Annotated in this window: 21 protein-coding genes; 8 read left to right on the plus strand and 13 right to left on the minus strand. The window is 66.1% G+C overall.

All coding sequences use genetic code 11. The features are described 5' to 3' along the window. Positions 1 to 12 precede the first annotated feature (12 nt). Complete coding sequence (locus tag F7O44_RS14340; RefSeq protein ID WP_162450920.1) at positions 13 to 360, minus strand: YciI family protein; 348 nt, start codon at positions 358 to 360, stop codon at positions 13 to 15. 120 nt (positions 361 to 480) lie between these two features. Between F7O44_RS14340 and F7O44_RS14345 the strand changes: the two genes are divergently transcribed. Together F7O44_RS14345 and F7O44_RS14350 are read left to right on the plus strand one after the other, a co-directional pair. Then, a complete protein-coding gene (locus F7O44_RS14345) occupies positions 481 to 1,269 on the plus strand; it encodes a class I SAM-dependent methyltransferase (RefSeq protein ID WP_162450921.1) in 789 nt (262 codons plus the stop codon). A gap of 47 nt (positions 1,270 to 1,316) precedes the next feature. Continuing rightward, positions 1,317 to 1,793, plus strand: a complete 477-nt coding sequence (locus tag F7O44_RS14350) for a rhodanese-like domain-containing protein (protein WP_222851360.1) — start codon at positions 1,317 to 1,319, stop codon at positions 1,791 to 1,793. 60 nt (positions 1,794 to 1,853) lie between these two features. Here the strand turns inward: F7O44_RS14350 and F7O44_RS14355 are convergent, their stop codons facing one another. The 8 genes from F7O44_RS14355 to F7O44_RS14390 form a co-directional block, all read right to left on the minus strand. Then, on the minus strand, positions 1,854 to 2,075 hold the full coding sequence (locus F7O44_RS14355) for a hypothetical protein (RefSeq protein WP_162450922.1): 222 nt from the start codon (positions 2,073 to 2,075) through the stop codon (positions 1,854 to 1,856). Positions 2,076 to 2,098: 23 nt separating this feature from the next. Continuing rightward, the gene (locus tag F7O44_RS14360) at positions 2,099 to 3,259 is read right to left on the minus strand and encodes a Na/Pi symporter (protein ID WP_162450923.1); all 1,161 of its coding nucleotides are present in this window, start codon (positions 3,257 to 3,259) and stop codon (positions 2,099 to 2,101) included. Positions 3,260 to 3,494: 235 nt separating this feature from the next. Next, on the minus strand, positions 3,495 to 4,700 hold the full coding sequence (locus tag F7O44_RS14365) for a DUF1015 family protein (protein ID WP_162450924.1): 1,206 nt from the start codon (positions 4,698 to 4,700) through the stop codon (positions 3,495 to 3,497). A gap of 51 nt (positions 4,701 to 4,751) precedes the next feature. After that, positions 4,752 to 5,915, minus strand: coding sequence for a site-2 protease family protein (locus F7O44_RS14370; protein ID WP_162450925.1), 1,164 nt, complete (start codon positions 5,913 to 5,915; stop codon positions 4,752 to 4,754). Between the two features lie 145 nt (positions 5,916 to 6,060). Beyond that, positions 6,061 to 6,852 carry an alpha/beta fold hydrolase gene (locus F7O44_RS14375; protein ID WP_162450926.1) on the minus strand — a complete coding sequence of 264 codons (792 nt, stop codon included), beginning with the start codon at positions 6,850 to 6,852 and terminating at the stop codon, positions 6,061 to 6,063. A gap of 58 nt (positions 6,853 to 6,910) precedes the next feature. Beyond that, positions 6,911 to 7,654, minus strand: coding sequence for an SRPBCC family protein (locus F7O44_RS14380; protein WP_162451048.1), 744 nt, complete (start codon positions 7,652 to 7,654; stop codon positions 6,911 to 6,913). After that, positions 7,654 to 8,238 carry an ArsR/SmtB family transcription factor gene (locus F7O44_RS14385; protein ID WP_162450927.1) on the minus strand — a complete coding sequence of 195 codons (585 nt, stop codon included), beginning with the start codon at positions 8,236 to 8,238 and terminating at the stop codon, positions 7,654 to 7,656. Before F7O44_RS14385 ends, F7O44_RS14380 begins: the two co-directional genes overlap by 1 nt. 72 nt (positions 8,239 to 8,310) lie before the next feature. Continuing rightward, positions 8,311 to 8,928 carry a TetR/AcrR family transcriptional regulator gene (locus F7O44_RS14390; protein WP_162450928.1) on the minus strand — a complete coding sequence of 206 codons (618 nt, stop codon included), beginning with the start codon at positions 8,926 to 8,928 and terminating at the stop codon, positions 8,311 to 8,313. Positions 8,929 to 9,092: 164 nt separating this feature from the next. On the opposite strand from F7O44_RS14390, the gene F7O44_RS14395 reads away from it, so the two are divergent. Together F7O44_RS14395 and F7O44_RS14400 are read left to right on the plus strand one after the other, a co-directional pair. Beyond that, complete coding sequence (locus F7O44_RS14395; protein ID WP_222851362.1) at positions 9,093 to 10,079, plus strand: ATP-binding cassette domain-containing protein; 987 nt, start codon at positions 9,093 to 9,095, stop codon at positions 10,077 to 10,079. Beyond that, positions 10,076 to 10,897 (plus strand): ABC transporter permease, encoded by an 822-nt coding sequence (locus F7O44_RS14400; protein WP_162450929.1) that lies wholly within the window; start codon positions 10,076 to 10,078, stop codon positions 10,895 to 10,897. The genes F7O44_RS14395 and F7O44_RS14400 overlap by 4 nt, the downstream gene beginning before the upstream one ends. Positions 10,898 to 10,936: 39 nt before the next feature. On the opposite strand, the gene F7O44_RS14405 is transcribed toward F7O44_RS14400, so the two are convergent. Beyond that, on the minus strand, positions 10,937 to 11,677 hold the full coding sequence (locus F7O44_RS14405) for an SDR family NAD(P)-dependent oxidoreductase (protein WP_162450930.1): 741 nt from the start codon (positions 11,675 to 11,677) through the stop codon (positions 10,937 to 10,939). A gap of 104 nt (positions 11,678 to 11,781) precedes the next feature. Here F7O44_RS14405 and F7O44_RS14410 point away from each other — a divergent pair, with 104 nt between their 5' ends. After that, positions 11,782 to 12,411: a TetR/AcrR family transcriptional regulator gene (locus F7O44_RS14410; protein ID WP_162450931.1), complete on the plus strand. Its 630-nt coding sequence runs from the start codon at positions 11,782 to 11,784 to the stop codon at positions 12,409 to 12,411. A 127-nt stretch (positions 12,412 to 12,538) separates the two neighbouring features. After that, on the plus strand, positions 12,539 to 13,387 hold the full coding sequence (locus F7O44_RS14415) for an endonuclease/exonuclease/phosphatase family protein (protein ID WP_222851363.1): 849 nt from the start codon (positions 12,539 to 12,541) through the stop codon (positions 13,385 to 13,387). A gap of 30 nt (positions 13,388 to 13,417) precedes the next feature. Here F7O44_RS14415 and F7O44_RS14420 read toward each other — a convergent pair whose 3' ends face one another. Next, the gene (locus tag F7O44_RS14420) at positions 13,418 to 14,101 is read right to left on the minus strand and encodes a LysE family translocator (protein WP_162450932.1); all 684 of its coding nucleotides are present in this window, start codon (positions 14,099 to 14,101) and stop codon (positions 13,418 to 13,420) included. 38 nt (positions 14,102 to 14,139) lie between these two features. Between F7O44_RS14420 and F7O44_RS14425 the strand changes: the two genes are divergently transcribed. Both F7O44_RS14425 and F7O44_RS14430 read left to right on the plus strand, forming a co-directional pair. Next, complete coding sequence (locus F7O44_RS14425) at positions 14,140 to 14,619, plus strand: Lrp/AsnC family transcriptional regulator (RefSeq protein WP_162450933.1); 480 nt, start codon at positions 14,140 to 14,142, stop codon at positions 14,617 to 14,619. Positions 14,620 to 14,771: 152 nt separating this feature from the next. After that, on the plus strand, positions 14,772 to 16,427 hold the full coding sequence (locus F7O44_RS14430) for an FAD-binding dehydrogenase (protein ID WP_162450934.1): 1,656 nt from the start codon (positions 14,772 to 14,774) through the stop codon (positions 16,425 to 16,427). Between the two features lie 25 nt (positions 16,428 to 16,452). On the opposite strand, the gene F7O44_RS14435 is transcribed toward F7O44_RS14430, so the two are convergent. Together F7O44_RS14435 and F7O44_RS14440 are read right to left on the minus strand one after the other, a co-directional pair. Further along, entirely contained in the window at positions 16,453 to 17,649 is a 1,197-nt protein-coding gene (locus tag F7O44_RS14435) for an MFS transporter (protein WP_162450935.1), read from the minus strand. A 175-nt stretch (positions 17,650 to 17,824) separates the two neighbouring features. Next, positions 17,825 to 19,159, minus strand: coding sequence for an FAD-dependent oxidoreductase (locus tag F7O44_RS14440; protein WP_162450936.1), 1,335 nt, complete (start codon positions 19,157 to 19,159; stop codon positions 17,825 to 17,827). Positions 19,160 to 19,173: the final 14 nt, after the last annotated feature.

The raw sequence follows: 19,173 nt of genomic DNA on the forward strand, positions 1-19,173 counted from the left end.
CGATGGTTCAGGTCAGCCGGATGTGTCCCAGGTGGGGCGCACCTCGATGCCCGCACTGACGGGGCACCGTTTGGCGATCTCGAGTGCCTCGTCGAGGTCAGCCACATCGATGATGTAATACCCGCCGAGGTTCTCTTTGAGTTCGACGTACGGACCGTCGGTGACGATCATCTGTTCCCCGTCCGGCCGCAGTGTGGTGGCTGTGGTGGACGGGCGCAGGGCGGCACCCGAGAACGTGATCCCCCGCTCCTCCAGATAACGGCAGAACTCTCCGTGCGCGTCGAGTTCGGCCTCGAGCTTCTCCTTCGGTACCGACAGCCAGTCGGTGTCGGGCTCGAACAACAGGAGCATGTACTTCATGGTGGTCTCCAATCCGTGTGACGGTGGCTCTACACAGATGACGGGTGACACAGCCCGGAATCGACGGCCCTCTTCAAATTTCTTGCTTAATCATTCTGTTATCTGGGCATGATGATACGGATGACACCTGAAAATGATCACAGGAACTTCTGGGAACGACGTCTGGCCTCGGACTGGACCGAGAGCGGTGTCGGCTACCACGCGCTGGGCCGGCCGTTCAACACGTGGGTCTATCGCGTGCGCAGGGAGGTTTTTCTTCGTGAAGCCGGCGCGCTCGGCCTGAGGAAGGCCAGCAGGGTGCTCGACGTAGGCTCGGGTACAGGTGAATATGTGCGCTGCTGGCAGCAACTCGGCGTCGGAGAGGTGGTCGGCAGCGACCTCACCGAAGCCGCCGTGACGAAGCTGCGGGAGCACCATACCGGCGTCGAGTTCGTTCAGTTGGACATCACCGAGACCGACAGCGACTTGCCGGCCGCCACCTTCGACGCAGTCTCTTGCATCGACGTCCTGTTTCACATCACTGACGACAACCGCTATCTCGCTGCCATCGACAACATCGCCCGGGCGGTGCGGCCCGGTGGATACTTCGTTCTCTCGGAGAATTTCCTCCGCCGGCCTCCGGATTACACCGCGCACCAGGTCAGCCGCACCGAAGAGTGGATCGTCTCAGCGCTGGGTGAGGCCGGATTCGAAGTGCAGCGGCGGGTGCCGATGTTGGTGCTAATGAACGCCCTCGTCGACGCGCCGAAACCGGTGCGAAAGGTCTGGGGCGGGGCGTTGCGTGCGTTCACCTTGACTCAGCCGACCGGGTGGGCTGCCGGAGCCGCTCTTTACCCGATCGAGCGCCAGCTGGTCCGCAGGTTGCATAGGAGTCCGACCACGGAGTTGATGATCTGTCGCCGAGCCTGATCTCCGGCGTCTTCCGCACGTCGGTCCGATCGCCTATTTTGGGTGACGTGACTTCGGTGAATCCTGTTGGGGCGGACCGCTCCGCCGCCATTCCGAACGTCGGCTCTTCGGTGGCCGCGACGCCGCCGGCGGAGCCGACGGCCGCAATCGCGCACTTCGCGTCTCTTCTCGCGTTCGAGACGGACTGCTGGGACGTTCACGACGCGATGAGCCGCGGCGTGCAGGACTTCGTCCTGCTCGACGTGCGTAGCCCGGACCTCTACGCCAGCGGGCACGTCCCGGGTGCGGTCAACCTGCCACATGGACGCATCGTGCAGCGCAACCTTGCGTCTTATCCCGTGGACACGCTGTTCGTCGTCTATTGTGCCGGGCCTCATTGCAACGGCGCCGACAAGGCGGCGCTCCGTCTCGCTCAGCTGAAACGACCGGTCAAGAAGATGATCGGCGGTGTCACCGGCTGGCTCGACGAAGGGTTCGAGCTCGCGACCGCGTCGGAGCGGGCCGGTCTCGCCGATTCGGGCTAGCTCGCGGCGAGGAACAGTGGCCGCCGTGCTGGTGCCCGGACCAGCCGTGTCCCCCCAGGCTCAGCGCTTGAGTTCTTGCAAGACGACCTCGAGGAAGTCCTTGAGCTCGTCCCACTTCACCCGGGCGTTGGCGAGATGTTCCTCGAGGTTCTCGATCTCGGCGGTCTGCACGGCCTGCTGACGGCGCTCCAGTTCAGCGCGGAGTTCAGTCAGGTACGACTCCGTCTCGGCAATGATCTGCTCGAGTTCGTTGTCGGGTGGTGCTGGGCCGGTGCCCTCCATGTCCGCCATCTTGGCATGTGCGGTCACAGGACGGAAGTCGCGAGAATCAAAACCCCCGGCAAGAGGAAGAACGTGCCGACCACCCATGCGGCCGCGAAGATCTTGCGCTCGGCAGCCAGCGACGACAGCCACTGCGCTCCGCGGAGCGGGATATCCCGGAGGAACGGAATCGAGAAGATCAGCACGAGTGCGAAGAGGTTGAACAGCAGGTGGACGAAGGCGATTTCAAGAGCGGGCAGTGCCTGCGGTCCGCTGACGGCGGTGGCGGCGAGCAGCGCCGTGACCGTGGTTCCCACGTTGGCGCCAAGGGTGAACGGATAGATCTGGCGCAAGCTCAGGGCGCCCGAGCCGGCAAGCGGAACCATCAGGCTCGTGCTGGTGGTGGAGGACTGGACGAGCACCGTCACCGTAGCGCCTGACGCGATACCGGAGATGGGGCCGCGGCCGATTGCGGCGTGGAGGATGCGCTTGGCCCGCCCGACCATCAGTGTCTTGAGCAGCTTGCCGATGAACCTGATCGACAGCAGGATCATCGCGGTGCCGACGATGATCATCGCGATCCCGCCGAACGCGGCCGGGAGTGCACCGGCAGCGCCCTTGACGGTGTCGGTGACCGGCGAGGTGAGAGTGCCGATGAAGTTCGTTTCCTCCATCGAGTAGCTGCTGTCGCTGACCAGCGGACCCGCAGCGGCGAGCGCAGTGCGTTCGAGGAAGCCGGTCATGATCTCCAGCGGCAAGAAGATGGCGACCGCGAGGAGATTGAAGAAATCATGCACCGTGGCAGCGGAGAACGCCCGCTTGAAGTCTTCTTTGTCGCGCACGTAGCCGAGGCTGACCAGGGTGTTGGTCACGGTGGTGCCGATGTTCGCGCCCATGATCATCGGCACCGCGACGCTGACCGGCAGACCACCGGCCACCAGGCCCACGATGATCGAGGTGACGGTGGACGACGACTGGATCAGAGCCGTCGCGATGATCCCGACCACCAGGCCGACGAACGGGTTGGTGGCGAACTGGAAGAGTTCTTCGGCCTGGTCGCCGGTGGCGGTCCGAAAGCCTGAGCTGATGATGCTGACTGCGCAGATCAGGGTGTAGATCAGGGCGACGACCAGCAGCCAGCTCAACAGTTTGTTGGCAGCTGGCCGGTGGATGTCGACGATCGGAGTGTCGTGTGTCCTGGTCATAGGAACACGGCTGGTGTCCTCGCGGAGAACCATGCTGCTCGCCATCTACCGACTCGACCCTTCGTCGACAACTTCGCGGCTACCTGACGTCATCTAGGTAAAGGAAGCCCGACTCGGGTTAACGAACGGTGAATTGGGGCCTAAATCCCCGCATACAGTGTGCGGCAGGTTGGCCGCAGGTTCAGATGGTCGTTTTCACATGCTCTGCGGCGATGCCTTTCCGCTGGTCAGGGGGCTATCGATGAAGCTCAGCCAACACCAGCCCGGCGCGGGCCTTCGGAGTGAACCAGGTGCTTTTCCGGGGCATCTTCTGGCGGGCGAGGTTCACGGCAACGAAATCCTCGACCGTGACCGGTGAAATGAGCACGGCGAGCTCCGCTCGGCCGGCGTCGACCTCGCCGCGTAGCCACCGCGGAGGGTAGTCGCCGCCGATGTAGCGGATGCGCTTGTCACCGGGATCCAGGCCCAGAACGTCACCGAAGAGCACCCGTTCGGTCAGCGCATGATCGAGCCGCTCGGTGACTACGTCGCTGTCCGGCGCCGGCAGCGCGACGGCGTGACCGGAGCCGTTCAGGTACAGGTGAATGGTCCCGGGCTGCGCGGGCGTCTCAGGCGGTGTCTCGAGGGGGGTGACAGTGGCCCCAGCGGCACGCAGCCGCTCCAGGAGGGCGGGCGCGGACATCCCCATCTCCTGAACCAGGCGGTGGTACGGATCGATGCTCACCGACGAAGGAGTGGTGACGACGGCCAGGAAGTGGGACAGGCCGCCGATCTGCGCAGCGAGACTGCGGTGGTTGCCATCGGCCACCACGAGTTCACCGCCGCCGGCGAGTTCGCGCAACCGGTCGGCCGCCGGCCCCGGCGGCACCGGCCAGACCTCGTGGGTGCGCCCGGCGCCGTCGGTGTCTGAGGCCATAGGCGCGCCCGCGGCGGCTGTCGCGCTCACCAGCTCGGCCTGGAGCTTGTCTCCATGGGCGGTCTGCATGAGCAGCACGGGGGAGAGCAGTGTGTCTGTGGCCTCGGTCAGGGCGACGCGTTCGCGCACCTTCTCTATGAAGACGTCCTCGTTGCGGATGACGAGACCCGGCTCGTCGTCACGGCCGGATATCTGAGCGGTGTCGAGCAGGCAGAACATGCCGTAGGCCGCGGTGTCCGTGGTCGGATCGGTGATCCTGTAGAGAACCACGGCGTTCTCGACCTGTACGTAGAACCCGTCGGCCTTGGCCTGGGCCAGCCGGTCAGCGGCGTCCGGGAGCGAGTCGGCGAACGTCTTGCCGAGGCTTTCCGGCGCCCGATGTGGCATCTCGATGGCCAGGGCGCTCTGCGGATTTTCCGCGATGATCGCCGTGATCTCGGCGTCGTCGGCGAACTCGTCGTAGTTCTGAGCGCCGGTTTGGCCGGTGGTGATCCACGCGTGCTCAATCGGATGGACGATCGTCATGGAGAACGACGTTATCGTGTCCGGCCGGACGGGCACGCGCGGACCGACGGTTCAGATGCGCGGACCGTACATCACGTCGGCGCCGTTGGATCCTTCGACGCCGAGGCCGCGTAGCGAGATCGCCCGGCTGATGTCGGTCGGCGAGATGATTCCCAGCAGGCGGCCTTCGTCCATGACCAGAGCACGCCCGTCGGCACAGCCTCCCAGCCGGACGAGCAGGTCAGAGACGTACTCGTCCGGCCGGACGATCGGCACCTCGTCGACGGCGCAGGCGACCTCATCGATACGGGTGTGGCTGTGCTGGTCACGTGGGACGGAGCGGATGCGGTTGAGTGTCACCAGCCCCTGGATGGAGCCGGATGAGTCGAGGAGCGGGAACGCCGAGTGGCGGCGGACCATCGCCACGTTGTGGACGAACTCGTCGACGTTCTGGCCCGGCTCTGCTGTGTCGGGGTCGGGGCTCATGATGTCGCGTGCCCGCAGGCCACCCAGCGTCACACTCATGCGGGCATGGTGTTCTTCCATTGACGCCATCGTTACGACGAACAGACCGATCAGGATCCACCACAGGCCGCCGCCGTAGTCGTTGAACAGCCAGAAGAGACCAAGCACGACGAGCAGCAGGCCGAAGACCCGGCCCGCCCGTGCCGACCATATCTGTGCGCGGTGACGGTCGCCGCGCCATGCCCAGATAGCGGCACGCAACAGCCGGCCTCCGTCCAGCGGTGCGGCGGGGACCAGGTTGAACAGTGCCAGCAGCACGTTGATGGTCGCGAGGTAACCCAGGACACCGCTGAACAGCTCTGGAGCACCGGCCCCGACGGCGGCCCAGGTAGCCGCGAAGAAGGCGGCGCCCAGCACCATGCTGATGAGTGGACCCACGCCAGCGATGCGAAAGTCGATCGCCGGGGTCGACGCTTCGCCGCGCAGCCGCGCGACACCGCCGAGCAGCCACAGCGTGATGCCTTCGACCTCGATGTCGTTCCGGGCGGCGATGACGGCGTGGCCGATCTCATGGGCGAGCAGTGAGGCGACGAACAGTAACGTCGCCGCGACAGCGGCCGCGATGTAGGCGGCTGGTGGCTCGCCGGGGAACTGGGCCGGCAAGAGCCCGCCGGCTAGGCCGAACATCAGCAGGACGACGATTCCCAGGACACTCCAGTGCAAGCCGACCCGGACACCGGCCACGGTGCCCAGCCGTACCGTCTCGGTCATGGATCGCGCACCTCCAAGCACATGCGCGGTGGCCAGAAAGGATTAGTTTCGTCATACCCCTTCCGGCGCCGGGCACGCCTCTCTCGGCCGGGTCCTGCTCGGCTGGGGGCGGTCCCGGATCTCTACCCGGAGTGCGCCAGCATGATCATCGCAAGAAGTCCTTGAGCACTGGCGCCACGACGGCGGCCTTCAGCAGGTGAGTCTGGCCCTCGAGGGTCCGGTAATGCGCGTCTGGCAAGATCTCCGCAATTGCCGCTTGTGATGCCCGCATCCAATCCGGGCTCTTGCCGCCGTCCATGACGAGCGCCGGCATCGTGACCGATGTCCAGCGGTCGGGCGGCAACGGTCTGTGATGGCGGCCGAACTCGAGGATGGCGTAATCGTACGGCAGTGTGGGCGCTACCCCTCTGAGTTTCCTCCACATCGGCATGAGCTGCATCATGACCACCGCGATGCGAGGCGTGCCCACGAGCTTCATGAAGAGCTTCACCGCGTCTCCACGCCGGTCCGCGGCCAGTAGCCCATTGAGCCGCTCGGCATAATCCGGTGGCTCGGGCGGGGCATCGTCACTGACCGTGAACGGAGCCTCGTATGTAGCGAGCTTCGTGATGCCGACGTCGTGGTTGGCAGCTTCTAGAACCAATGCCGCGCCGGAAGACATTCCGAAAGCGAATGCCGAACCCCCGGCTTCCTTGACTACAGCCTCGATGTCCTCGATCTCGCGCTCGACGGCGTAAGGAGCGGTGTCGGCGCTCTCGCCACGTCCGCGGCGGTCATAGGTCAGTACTGTGAAGGCGTCGGTGAGCTGCTCGCGCAGCTTCTTGCTCGGCCCGAAGGCCCGGTAGCACAAGGCGCCGTCGACGATGAGCAACGGCGGGCCGCTACCTGCTTGTTCGTACGCGATGGTGGTGCCGTCGCGGGATGTTGTTGTGGGCATTGTTCCTCCAGGTATCGAGGTCGTCGAATTCAGCAGGCGGACGCCGGAATGCCTGCTCTCAGGGGTGGAGCCGGGACAGCCAGGTCTGCCAGGACGCCTCGGCCGCATCACGATCGACGTCGCCGAAGACGTGATGCATCGCGACGATCGGTCCGGAGAACCCCTTGACGAACCGGTACATGGCATCCGAGGTGCGGATTCCGACGGCGTCGGTATCGATGAAGTACACGGTGCCGTCGATGGTTCGCGACTCCGGGCCTTGGAAGCGCGCCGAGGTACCGGCCCGCGGGACGTCAGGCAGGCCGAGTTCGGCGTAAAGCATGTGCCGAGCCCGCTGCCAGTCGGTGATCAACGGGCCGAACGCGGTGACGGGTGTGGCGGTGCGGCCCGCGAAATAGGTGAGATATTCGGCGAGCGTCCGGAAGTACAAGGCAAGGCCCCTGGTCATCGCGTCGTATTCGGCTTCCCAGTCATCTCCCGGTAGGAATCCGCTGACCGTCATGCGCAGTGTGGTGCTGGCTTGGTCACGGCCTTCGATCAAGAACTCGTAAGCAACGAACCGGCCGTCGTCCGCCTCGTCGGTGCGGTATGCCAACCGCCGGTGCGGTTCCCACTCGGTGATGCGATGCTCCGGCGTGTAGCCTCCGAACGCCATCCGGATCGTGCCGTCAGGACCAGGCTCGACGTCGTTGCGGCCCATGAACCACGAGTCGATGCCGGGACCGGTGGCGATCGCGTCCCACACCTGGTCGGGGTCGGCGTCGAACTCGGCGTCGTGTTGAGTGTCGAAGTGGCGGTCCATCACGATCCCTTCACCTTCGGGTGGATGGCGAGGATCACCCGGTGTTCGCGCCCGCCTTCGGCGGTCTCGTCGTGGTATTGGCTGACGAGGCGGGCTACCGTCGTGGCCAGATCCTCGGCGAAAGCCGAGCGGTCGGCCGCCGAGGCGAATCGGACCTCGGCGTCGATGGCGAAAGTGGCGACTCGTCTGCGGGCCTTGGCGGCGCCGGTCAGCAAACTGCCGACGTCGTGCACGAGTCGGGAAGCGAGGGCAAGTAGCCAACGGGCGGACAGCCGGTCCGGTGAGCGGTCCGGATCTGGCTGAACCGCACCCAGCGCGGCCGGGGAGATCACGAAGGACGAGGCGACGGCCTGCAGAACCCGTTCGGTGGCGTTGCCCTTCTTTCGCTCTTCGACCAGCTCCACCAGTCCGTGTCGCTCAAGGGCCTTGAGGTGATAGTTCACCTTCTGCCGGGGCAGGCCGACCCTCGCTGCCAGGGTGGTGGCCGACCCGGGTTCAGCGAGTTGGGCCAGCAGGCGCGCGCGGATGGGATCCAGCGAGATCTCTGCCGCCGCGGGGTCTTCGATCACCGCAACTTCGTCCATGCGGGAGAGCATTTCACCGACAAATAAAATTGTCAAGAAAGGGAAATGGTTCGGCTAGGCCGGGATTCTGGCCTACACCGAGGCGATTGCCTCCACCGCGCGCCCGACCGCGTCGAGGATGCGGTCGGTGGCGTGCTCGGGGTCCGGTTGGCCGGTATCGAGCCAGGCCATGATCGCCTCGATGATGATCACGGTGGACATGTGGGCGGTCCAGCCGGTCCACTGGTGATCGACGGTGATCTCTTCGAGGTACGGCCGCACGAAAGTCACCATGCTGGCCTTGAGTTGTTCGATGTCGTCCTGGAAGTCCGGCTCGCGAGCCGCGTGCCGGAACAGGATGCGAAAGCCGTTCGGGTCATCGCGGGCCCATTGGATCACCCGGGCGACGCTGTCGTCGTCCATCTCTCCGTCGACCACCGCTGCCGCGTACATCCGCTCCCCTGCGCGGTCGATGACGGCTTGGTAGAGATCGGTCTTGGAGTCAAAGTGCCGGTAGAGGATCATGCGCGTGACGCCCGCGACGGCCGCTACGTCGTCGAGATTCGTGTGGCTGTAGCCACCCTCCCTGGCGAAAGCCTTGGTGGCGGCGTCGATGATCTGCTCGCGGCGTTCCGCCCGGCGTAGCCGGCGCCTCGGGGCGGCGTCGGCCTGGGCTGGGCGCGGTGTGGTGTCTGGGCTGTTCGGCGGCATCGCCTCCATTCTGTCGTACTCCCTGTTCGCTGCGTCTGCATTCCGGCGTGCATCAGGGGTTGTGTGCGGGGTGGTCGCTGGGAGCTGGCCCTGGTTAGTTGACACAATTAAGTATACGAGAGAATATATATAGTTAAGTATAGTTTTGCCTGGAGGGATGCCAGATGAGCCTGCTCATGCGAGCCGGTCTGCTAGCCGGGCGACCACGTGGGCAGCTGGTGGTCGATGCCGAGGGGCTGACCAAGCGGTTCGGTGCCACGCTGGCGTTGGACGGGTTCGACCTCGCCGTTCCAGAGGGCACGGTCTGTGGGCTGCTTGGCCCCAACGGCGCCGGGAAATCCACCGCGGTTCGGATCCTCTCCACTCTGCTGCGGCCCGATGGCGGGCACGCCAGCGTCGCGGGCTTCGACGTGTTGCGAGATCCGATGCAGGTGCGCTACCGGGTCGGCCTCGCCGGTCAGCACCCGGCCGTGGACGGCGTGTTGACGGGGCGGGAGAACTTGGAGATGTTCGCCCGTTTCTATCGGCTAGGGCCGGCGGCCGCTCGGCGTCGGGCCAGTGAGCTGATTGAGCAATTCGATCTGGCGGAGGCGGCCGGGCGGCGCCCGAAGGGCTATTCGGGGGGTATGCGACGGCGCCTCGATCTCGCGATCAGTTTCATCATGGCCCCGCCGGTGCTTTTTCTCGACGAGCCCACCACCGGCATGGATCCAGGACACCGCCTCGAGGTGTGGAAGGGGGTCCGGGCGCTCGTAGCCGAGGGGGCCACCGTTCTTCTGACCACTCACTATCTCGACGAGGCGGACCAGCTGGCCGACTCGATCACCGTCATCGATCACGGCCGCGCGATCGCTCGAGGCGCCCCGGAGGAGCTCAAGTCGGCGTTGGGTGGTGACCGGATCGACGTGCTCGTGAGTGAGCCGGGCGATGTCCCGGAAGTCGCGCGGCTGCTGGCGGAGGTGACGGGCGACAGTCCAGAGATCCATGAGGACACCAGGTGGGTAGGTGTGGCTGCCGACGACCGGGTGGCAACGCTCGCGCGGGTGGCTCGTGCGCTGGACGAGCATGGCCTGGCTGTTCGTGACATCGTTCTGCGCCGGCCCACACTCGATGAGGTGTTCGTGCAGGTCACCAAGGATGTCCGGCCATGAGTAGCATCGTCATACCCCGCACCAGGCCGGCCCGATTGCGCGCGGCGCTGTCCGACAGTAAGACCATGACCCGCCGCAACCTCGTGTATTGGTCTCGCTCGCCTGAGGAGATCATCGGTGGACTGGCGTTTCCGCTGGTGTCGGTTCTTCTGTTCGGCTACGTGTTCGGCAGTGCGATGACGGTGCCTGGGGACGCCGACTACCGGGAGTACCTGCTGCCCGGCCTGTTCGGGATGACCATGGTGTTCGGCCTGGTGACCACCATCGGGGCGGTGGTCACCGACAGGGATCGGGGGGTCACTGACCGGTTCATGGCCATGCCGATCGCTTCGTCGGCGATTCTGATCGGGCGAAGTGGATCGGACACGATCCGGGCGAGCGCGGATCTGGTCGTGCTGATCGGTTGCGGGTACCTTGTCGGCTGGCGTTCCCACGGGACCGTATGGGAGACGCTGGCAGCGGTAGGGCTCTTGTTGTTGCTTCGATTCGCCCTGATCTGGGTCGGCATCTACATCGGCCTGGTCCTTCGTTCTCCCGACTCCGCGACTGTCCTGTATCCGCTGATCCTGCCGTTCGCGATGGTCGCGAACACCTTTGTGCCACCCGCCATGATGCCGGGCTGGTTGGGCACGGTGGCGGAGGCCAATCCGATGTCGTCGACGGTGGCCGCCACCCGGGAGCTCTTCGGCAACCCGGCGGTTCCCGGTGAATCGTGGATAGCTCAGCATCCTTTACCACTGGCTATCCTGTGGCCGCTGGTGTTGCTTGCCGTCTTCTTCCCGTTGGCCGTGCACCGCTATCGCCGGGCGCGGCACTGAGGGCATCCGGCGCCGCCGGGCCGGACCGTCCGCGGGTCGTTAGGCGGTATAGCCGCCGTCGACGGCGATCGAGGCGCCGGTGACCCAGGCTCCGTCCGGTCCGGCGAGCAGTGAAACCATGCCGGCGATGTCGGCGCCGGTGCCGTAACGGCCCAACGCGGTGAGTGTGCGCTCGGCTTCGGCGTCGGGCGAGTCGGCCGGGTTCATGTCGGTGTCCGTGGGGCCGGGGTGCACGACGTTCGCGGTGATGCCCCGCGGTCCGAGGTCCCGGGCGAGCCCCTTGGTCAGACCGGTCAGAGCCGATTTGGTCATCGAGTACAGCGTGACGTCAGGTACTGGGACTCGCTCGGCGTAGCAGCTGCCGATGCTGATGATGCGTCCGCCATCCGTCATGTGAGCGGCGGCGGCTTGTGCCGCGATGAACACTCCCCGGACGTGGACGGCCAGCGTTTGGTCGATCTCCTCGGTGGTGACCTGGGCGAGCGGGCCGTACGGGAAGATGCCGGCGTTGGTGACGAGGATGTCCAGCCGCCCGAACTCTCCAACTGTCTTCGAGATCGACTCTGTGACGGCTGCGGGGTCGGCCGCGTCGGCCTCCAACGTCAGCGAGCGGGCACCTTCGAAAGCGATCTGCTGGGCGACGTCGGCCGCTTTGTCGGCCGCCGAGCGGTACGTCAGGGCGACGTCGGCCCCGTCTGAGGCGAGCCGGGTGGCAATGGCCGCGCCGATGCCGCGGCTTCCTCCGGTCACCAGTGCCACCTTGCCGCTGAGTTTGTCCATGGGATGCTCCAGTTCTCGAGTTAATATGTAGCGATCGCTAAATAAACTAGTATCGAGGTCGCCGCCCGTCAATTCGCGATAGTTGCGCAGGAGGTGTTTCGGCGATGGCTGAACGTGGACGCCCGCGGGCGTTCGACCGGCAGGCAGCTTTGCGCGGGGCTATGGAGCTCTTCTGGGAGTACGGCTATGAGGGCACGTCGATCAAAGACCTGACTCATGTCATGGGTATCAACCCGCCCAGCCTTTATGCGGCGTTCGAGAGCAAGGAGGTGCTCTTTCGCGAGGCGATCGCCCTGTACGCGTCCACGGACGGTGCGGTCACGGATCGCGCGCTGCGTGAGGAGCCCACAGCTCGGGGCGCCATCGAAGCCATGTTGCGCGGCAACGCCGGACTCTACGCACGGCCGGGTCGTTCCGGCGGATGTATGTTCGTTCTGGCCGCAACCAATTGCAACGCCCGTAGCGAGGAGATCCGCGAGTTCCTGGCAGCGGAACGCAGGAAGACTGTGATGGCAGTCGAGGACCGGCTCGAGCGTGCGATCAGCGAGGGTGAACTGCCGCCCGGGACTGACACCGCGGGTGTGGCCGGCTTCTACGGCGGCGTGCTGCACGGCATATCGATCGAGGCTCGCGACGGGGTCCCCCGAGCGCGGCTGGAATCCATCGTCGACTCGGCTATGGCCGCATGGAGCGTTCTGACCGGAACGCGGCAGCTTGCCGGTGGCGGTGCGTGACCGGGCCCCGCCTGCCCCTTTTCGGTCCACGATGCAAAAGGCCGGTCCATGACGCAAAAGGCCGGTCCACGACGCAGAAAGGCCCGGTCCGGACCGGCCGGCGCGGCGTTCCGTATGCTGTGCGCCTGTGACTCATCATGAGATGTCCTCTGCCGGGCTGGACGAGCCGCTGATCGGGCCTGCGGAGCACGGGCGAGTGCATGTGATGACCTACAACGTGCGTTATGCCGCCGACGATCCCGGTCACCTGTGGGAAGAGCGCCGCCCGGTGCTCGCCCAGTTGCTTGATGTCGAGCGCCCGTGTGTCATCGGCACCCAGGAAGGCTTGTTCGGACAGGTCGCCGACATCGCGGCGGACCTGCCGTCGGGCTACGAGTGGATCGGTCAGGGCCGCGAAGGCGGCAGTCACGGCGAGTACGCGGCGGTGTTCTTCGACACGCGACGGGTCCTGCCACGCGAATACGACCACGTCTGGTTGTCCGAGACGCCAGGTGTCGTGGGATCGACCACGTTCGGCAACCTCATCCCCCGCATGGCTACCTGGGTTCGCTTCTCAGATGTGGCTACGGCGGGTGAATTCGTCGTCGTGAACACCCATCTTGATCACGCCTCTGCCGACGCGCGGCGGCGCGGCGCGGCGCAGCTGGCCGACTTGGTCGAGTCCATGCGGCCGGCACCAGTGATCGTCACCGGAGACTTCAACGCGGCAGCCGAGACCAGCGAGCCTTACCTACGTCTGGTGGCGGGGGCCGGGCTGGTTGACACCTGGCTGAAAGCCGCGGAGCGGCGAACACCGGCCTATGCGACGTTCGGTGGATATGCGATGCCGAAGGTCGGTGGTGAACGTATTGACTGGATACTCACCACGCCGGAGGTCACGCCGGACGTGGCGGCCATCAACCCGTTCCGCTCGGAGGGGCGGTTTCCCTCTGACCATGTGCCGGTCCAGGCCCTGCTCCGGCTCCCCAGCCGCTGACTGAGGCCGGTATGTGGGCCTGGTGCTTCGTCACCAGGTGAGGGAGGCAGCCAGTCCGAAGAAGGCCGCGGCCGTCAAGGCGTCGAGGGAGCTCCGGACGCTCGGGCGGTTGAGCAGCGTCATTGCCTTGCCTATCACCTGAACGAGCAACGTCAACCAGATCGCGGCCAGCATGATCGTGGTGACGGCGAAGAACACGATCTGGCCGACGACGCTGCTTCCTGGGGTGACGAACTGCGGTAGGAGGCCGACGAAGAAGAGGATCGCCTTCGGGTTGAGTGTGTTGGTCAGGACGCCGTCGCGGAACGGATGGCCGGCGGGTGCCATGATCGCCTGCTCGGTGTCGGGCTTGCCGCCGGTCGCGAGCGATCGGCGCCGGGCAAGAAAGCTCCGCAGCGATGCGATGCCGAGCCACGTCAGGTAAGCCGCCCCGGCAAGGCGCACTCCGTGGAACACGGGTGGATGTGCGGCGATGATCGCTGCCAGCCCGACGACGGCGATCATGGTGTGCAGCGTGAGGCCGGTGACGACGCCGCCCACGGCGCGATAGCCCGTCGACGGGCCGCTCAGCGAGTGTCGTAGCACAACGAGAAAGTCCGGTCCGGGCGTACACAACACGAGCAGCAGCACGCCCACGAAGGGAAGCCAGCGATCCGGAAACATCAGCGAGCCGTGTACAGAGCGGTTGCCATACGAAGAGGGTGTGGTGGGCATCCGGGTTCAGGCAATCAGTTCCGGATAAAGTCCGGTGCATGTCTGAATCAGTGACTCTGGATCCGGTTGATTGGCGAATTTTGGCCATTCTCCAGGACGACGCTTCGATCACCAACAAGGCTCTCGCCGATCGGGTCGGCCTGCCGACCTCGTCGTGCCACGAACGAGTGCGAAGGCTCCGGGCCGCGGGTGTGATCTCGGGGGTGAAGGCCGTGGTGGACCCCGCCGCTGTCGGGCGCGGGCTGCAGGCCTTCATCGCCATCCGGTTGCGGCCACACCGCCGTGATCTCGTGGAGGTGTTCACCGCCGCGGTTCTCGCCTTGCCTGAGACACTCGCCCTGTACAACGTCTCGGGCCCGGAAGACTTCTTCCTGCACGTGGCGGTCTCCGACAGCGCGGACCTACAGCGGATCATCATGGACCAGCTGGCGACTCGCCCTGAGGTGGGTCACGCGCAGACACACCTGATCTTCGACCGGCCGTTGACTGCGGCGGTGCGCCCCCGCACCTCCGGTTGACCTTCTCGGTGATCGTGAGCGGATTTTTGAGGTAACTGTGGCACAAAACCGCAGGTAGCATCTCAGCTGAACAGCAAAAATCCGCTCACGATCACCGAGAGTATTCGGGGGTTATAGGCTCCCAGCAACGTAGTCCGGGAGGTGACCTGCCGATGTCGTATGAGGCCGATGTGGTGGTAGTCGGTGCCGGCCTGGCCGGCTTGGTCGCGACGGCGGAGCTGGTGGATGCCGGCCGGCGCGTCGCCCTGGTCGACCAGGAGCCCGCGGCCTCGCTCGGCGGTCAGGCGCACTGGTCGTTCGGTGGGCTGTTCATGGTCAATTCCCCGGAACAGCGTCGGCTCGGCATCCGTGACTCGGTCGAGCTGGCCTGGCGAGACTGGCTCGGCACCGCCGGATTCGACCGTCCGGAGGACTACTGGCCGACGGAGTGGGCGCGTGCCTACGTCGAGTTCGCCGGCGGCGAGAAGCGCGCTTGGTTGCGCTCCGAGGGCGTCAGCTTGTTCCCCATCGTGCAATGGGCCGAGCGCGGTGGCGGCCACGCCGATGGCCCGGGGAACTCGGTGCCTCGGTTCCATGTGACCTGGGGGACGGGGCCGGGCGTACTCGAGCCATTCCTCCGCCGGCTGAGTGCTGCCGAGGACGACGGACGCGTGACTACCCGGTACCGGCATCGCGTCGGCGAGCTCATCCTCGACGGGGGCGCGGTTCATGGCGTGCGCGGGGAGGTGCTGGCACCCAGCACAGCGGAGCGAGGCGCACCCAGCTCCCGGGACGTCGTCGGCGAGTTCGAGATCCGGGCGCCCGCGGTGATCGTGGCGGCTGGCGGCATCGGGGCAAATGCCGACCTGGTCCGGCAGAACTGGCCCTCATGGTGCGGACAGCCACCGGCCCGGATGCTGTCCGGCGTCCCCGATCACGTCGACGGCCGGATGCTCGGTGTGGCCGAGGCAGCCGGCGGGCAGATCATCAACCCGGATCGGATGTGGCATTACCCGGAAGGGCTCACCAACTATGCCCCTGTCTGGAGCAACCACGGTATCCGGCTGCTGTCCGGGCCCTCGCCCATGTGGGTCGATGCGCGTGGGCGACGGCTGCCGTTTCCGATCTATCCCGGCTACGACACGCTCGCGGCGGTAGGACACATCGCCCGCAGTGGCCACGGCCATTCCTGGCTCGTTCTCAATCGCCGGATCGCCAGCAAGGAGTTCGCGCTGTCCGGCTCCGAACAGAATCCCGACCTCACCGGACGCGACATTCGCGGAGTGCTGGAGCGCCGGGGGTCGGTGATGACCGGGCCGGTTGGCGAGTTCTTGCGTCGTGGTGCCGACTTCGTGATCCGGAACACGGTCTCGGAACTGGTCGAAGGGATGAACGAACGTACTGACGAGCCGCTCATCGAGGCTGGTGTCCTAGAACGGGAGATCGCCGGGCGAGACGGCCAATTCCGGGCCGGGCTCGGCAAGGACGCTCAGCTCGCGGCGATCCGCGCGGCCCGCCGGTACGTCGGCGACCGGCTGGTGCGCGTGGTGCCACCACATGCCCTGCTGGACCCCGACGCCGGACCGCTCGTTGCCGTCAAGTTGTCAATACTCACCCGGAAGACCCTGGGTGGCCTGCACACCGACCTGTCGGCCCGGGTGCTCGGCGAATCCGGATCACCGGTGCCGGGTCTCTACGCCGCCGGCGAAGCCGCGGGATTCGGCGGCGGGGGAATGCACGGATACCGTGCGCTCGAAGGAACCTTTCTCGGCGGCTGCCTTTTCACCGGCCGGGTAGCCGGCCGGGCAGCCGCAGCGGCCGGGGCCTGAGCTGCGCGGTGTGGACACGGGTGGTTCACATGATGGACCGAGGCGAGGCAGCTCGGATGCCGAGCACGCCGCAGGCGATCGAAAGGGCGATCAGCATCGAAAACGGCGTTGTCCATCCGTTGGTCGTCATCGAGATCCCACCGATCACCACCGGTCCCGGAGCGCTGAAGCAGTACGCGACGGTCTGCACCATGGCAGAAACCCTGCGCGCGGCGTCACTGGTTGTGGAACGGAGCGCGATGAGGCTCAGGCCCATGGCGAGACATCCGCCTTGTGCGAGGCCGCCGAGGGCACAAAGCACGGGCCAGGCCTGTGGTGCCACGAGAAGGCCGGCCAAGAAGATCACCCACAACACCGACAGCACCACTACGACGGTGTAGCGAACTTCCCGCCTGCGGATCAACACCGGCACGGCAATGGCGCCGGCGATGCCGATTAGCTGAAAGACCGAAAGGGCCGTTCCGGCCGCTGTGGCGTCGAGGCCGCCAGCATCGCGCAGCATGGTCGGCAGCCACGCCGTGGCGGCATAGAACAGGAACGACTGAATCCCGAAGAACAGGCCGAGTTCCCAGGCGGAGCGGTTTCGCCACACCGGTTTCGGTGGGGTTCTGGCCGTAGGAGCGTCATGCTCAGGAGTCGTTGGGCTCACCTGGTGCTGCCGGTTGGTCTGGGTGGCAGCCGACCAGATGGCCAGGGCGACAACTACCAGACAAGCCCAGATCGCCAATGCCGCGCGCCACCCGATCACCGAGGCAAGTGGTGCGGTGAGCACCGCCGGGATCGTGGCGCTGATGATCAACGAGGTGGTGGAAGCGGACAAGAGCGGTCCGGGCCGCTCCGGAAAGTCACGGCGGACCAGGACTGGGATCAGCACATTCCCGACGGCGATCGCCGCTCCGATCATGATGGTTCCGGCGACGAGCAGGCCGAAACCGGCCCACGGCCGGATCGCGACGCCCACGGCGAGTACGACGAGGCTGATGGTGATGGTCAGGTCGACGCCGAGTCGACGGGCGAAGACGGCTACCAGCGGCGACACCGCGGCGAAACAGAGTACCGGGATCGAGGTGAGGAGTCCGGCAGACCCGGCGGTGATCTCGAGATCGCGCTGAATGTCCTCGAGGACTGGCGACACCGCCACGATCGGCCCGCGAAGATTCAGGCTGACGACGACGAGGGCCAGCACCAGGAACCAGCGGCCGGCTGGTGGCCCGAATCTCATTCGATTTCACCTGTTCCTCGGCGCCCGCCGGGAGAGCGTCGTCGCCTGAATCCCGGCCGTGCAGGGTGGCCGGAGTCTCGGCCACCCTATGCGATCGGGAGGTCGTTCAGCGCCGCGGAGACCGTGAACAGGGTGAGGGCCCGCTGGATCGAGTGATCAATGGTGAGCCAGGCTCTCAGGGGGTGGAAACCGTCAGTGACAGGTCGATGTCGCTGGCCGGTCCGCAGCAACCCGCTGACTCCGGTTCGGACGGCTCGTCGAGTACCCCGGCGCCGCTACACACCCCGGTTTCGGGCAAGGTCAGCTCTACCCGGGAGGCCGCATCGTGATCTCCGGCGACGGCCGCCACTACCGAACGGACTTGTTCGTAACCGGTCAACGCGAGAAACGTGGGAGCACGCCCGTAGCTCTTCATGCCGACCAGATACACGCCAGGTTCGGGCTGGGCCAGTTCGGCAGCGCCATGCGGGTAGACCGTCCCACAAGAATGCACATTCGGGTCGATCAGCGGAGCGAGTGCCCGTGGCGCTTGCAAAACCGGATCAAGATCCAGTCTGATCTCGGAAAGCCATGAAAGGTCCGGGCGGAAACCCGTCAGGGCGATCACCTCGTCCAGTGGTTCCGTGTGCTGCCCGTCGAAGGACTCGAGGACGACGCGGCCTTCCGGCATGGATCGCACCGCTGCCGTGCGGAACCCCGTCACGGTGCGGATGTGGCCGGCCGCGGCGGCTGCTTTGGCGCGCTGGCCGAGCGCTCCGCGAGCCGGGAGTTGGTCGGCCTCTCCTCCGCCGAAGACGTTGCCCACCGCGCCGCGGCGGAGCAACCACCAGATCTCCGTGCCGGGATGCTCGTCGGCGATTCCGGCTAGCGCAACCAGCGCGGTGAGCGCTGAGTGCCCGCTGCCGGCGACGGCGATCCGCCTGCCGGCATAACGTTCCCGGGTCCGCGGGTCGGAGAGATCCGGGACCCGGTAGGTGATCTGAGACCGTGCCTGCTCTTCGCCGAGGGCAGGCAGCCCGTCGCCGCCCAGGGGATTGGGTGTCGTCCAGGTGCCGGAGGCATCCACGACGGCGCGTGCGGTCAGGCGGTGCTCTTGATCTTCGGCTACGGCGTGCACGGTGAGCGGTTCGGATTCGCGATCAGCGTCGACCACGCGGTCGCGTCCTCTCCGGGCGACGCCCGTGACTCTGGTGTGGAAGCGCACCCGGTTGCCGAGCGCCGCCGCGAGTGGTTGCAGGTAGTGGGCTGCCCAATCCGCTCCGGTGGGGTAGGTACGGGGATCGGGCCGCTGCCAGCCGTGTGCCTCCAGCAGCCGCGTCGCAGCGGGGTCCAGTAACTCCGACCATGGTGAGAACAGGCGGACGTGATGCCACTGCGCTACGGCAGCGCCGGCCGTCGAACCGGCCTCCAGGACCAGCGGTTCTATGCCACGTTCGAGTAGATGAGCGGCCGCGGCCAGACCGGTGGGTCCCGCGCCTACCACGACGACCGGCTGGGTATCCGTATCCATCCAGACTCCTTTAT

The organism is Phytoactinopolyspora mesophila (assembly GCF_010122465.1).
GTDB classification, from domain to species: domain Bacteria; phylum Actinomycetota; class Actinomycetes; order Jiangellales; family Jiangellaceae; genus Phytoactinopolyspora; species Phytoactinopolyspora mesophila.

What these genes read in the sequence shown, in the direction of transcription:
- F7O44_RS14340 (WP_162450920.1), bottom strand. Translation starts at nt 360, where the DNA reads ATGAAGTACATGCTCCTGTTGTTCGAGCCCGACACCGACTGGCTGTCG.
- F7O44_RS14345 (WP_162450921.1), top strand. Translation starts at nt 481, where the DNA reads ATGACACCTGAAAATGATCACAGGAACTTCTGGGAACGACGTCTGGCC.
- F7O44_RS14355 (WP_162450922.1), bottom strand. Translation starts at nt 2,075, where the DNA reads ATGGAGGGCACCGGCCCAGCACCACCCGACAACGAACTCGAGCAGATC.
- F7O44_RS14360 (WP_162450923.1), bottom strand. Translation starts at nt 3,259, where the DNA reads ATGACCAGGACACACGACACTCCGATCGTCGACATCCACCGGCCAGCT.
- F7O44_RS14365 (WP_162450924.1), bottom strand. Translation starts at nt 4,700, where the DNA reads ATGACGATCGTCCATCCGATTGAGCACGCGTGGATCACCACCGGCCAA.
- F7O44_RS14370 (WP_162450925.1), bottom strand. Translation starts at nt 5,915, where the DNA reads ATGACCGAGACGGTACGGCTGGGCACCGTGGCCGGTGTCCGGGTCGGC.
- F7O44_RS14375 (WP_162450926.1), bottom strand. Translation starts at nt 6,852, where the DNA reads ATGCCCACAACAACATCCCGCGACGGCACCACCATCGCGTACGAACAA.
- F7O44_RS14380 (WP_162451048.1), bottom strand. Translation starts at nt 7,654, where the DNA reads ATGGACCGCCACTTCGACACTCAACACGACGCCGAGTTCGACGCCGAC.
- F7O44_RS14385 (WP_162450927.1), bottom strand. Translation starts at nt 8,238, where the DNA reads ATGGACGAAGTTGCGGTGATCGAAGACCCCGCGGCGGCAGAGATCTCG.
- F7O44_RS14390 (WP_162450928.1), bottom strand. Translation starts at nt 8,928, where the DNA reads ATGCCGCCGAACAGCCCAGACACCACACCGCGCCCAGCCCAGGCCGAC.
- F7O44_RS14395 (WP_222851362.1), top strand. Translation starts at nt 9,093, where the DNA reads ATGAGCCTGCTCATGCGAGCCGGTCTGCTAGCCGGGCGACCACGTGGG.
- F7O44_RS14400 (WP_162450929.1), top strand. Translation starts at nt 10,076, where the DNA reads ATGAGTAGCATCGTCATACCCCGCACCAGGCCGGCCCGATTGCGCGCG.
- F7O44_RS14405 (WP_162450930.1), bottom strand. Translation starts at nt 11,677, where the DNA reads ATGGACAAACTCAGCGGCAAGGTGGCACTGGTGACCGGAGGAAGCCGC.
- F7O44_RS14410 (WP_162450931.1), top strand. Translation starts at nt 11,782, where the DNA reads ATGGCTGAACGTGGACGCCCGCGGGCGTTCGACCGGCAGGCAGCTTTG.
- F7O44_RS14420 (WP_162450932.1), bottom strand. Translation starts at nt 14,101, where the DNA reads ATGCCCACCACACCCTCTTCGTATGGCAACCGCTCTGTACACGGCTCG.
- F7O44_RS14425 (WP_162450933.1), top strand. Translation starts at nt 14,140, where the DNA reads ATGTCTGAATCAGTGACTCTGGATCCGGTTGATTGGCGAATTTTGGCC.
- F7O44_RS14430 (WP_162450934.1), top strand. Translation starts at nt 14,772, where the DNA reads ATGTCGTATGAGGCCGATGTGGTGGTAGTCGGTGCCGGCCTGGCCGGC.
- F7O44_RS14435 (WP_162450935.1), bottom strand. Translation starts at nt 17,649, where the DNA reads ATGAGATTCGGGCCACCAGCCGGCCGCTGGTTCCTGGTGCTGGCCCTC.
- F7O44_RS14440 (WP_162450936.1), bottom strand. Translation starts at nt 19,159, where the DNA reads ATGGATACGGATACCCAGCCGGTCGTCGTGGTAGGCGCGGGACCCACC.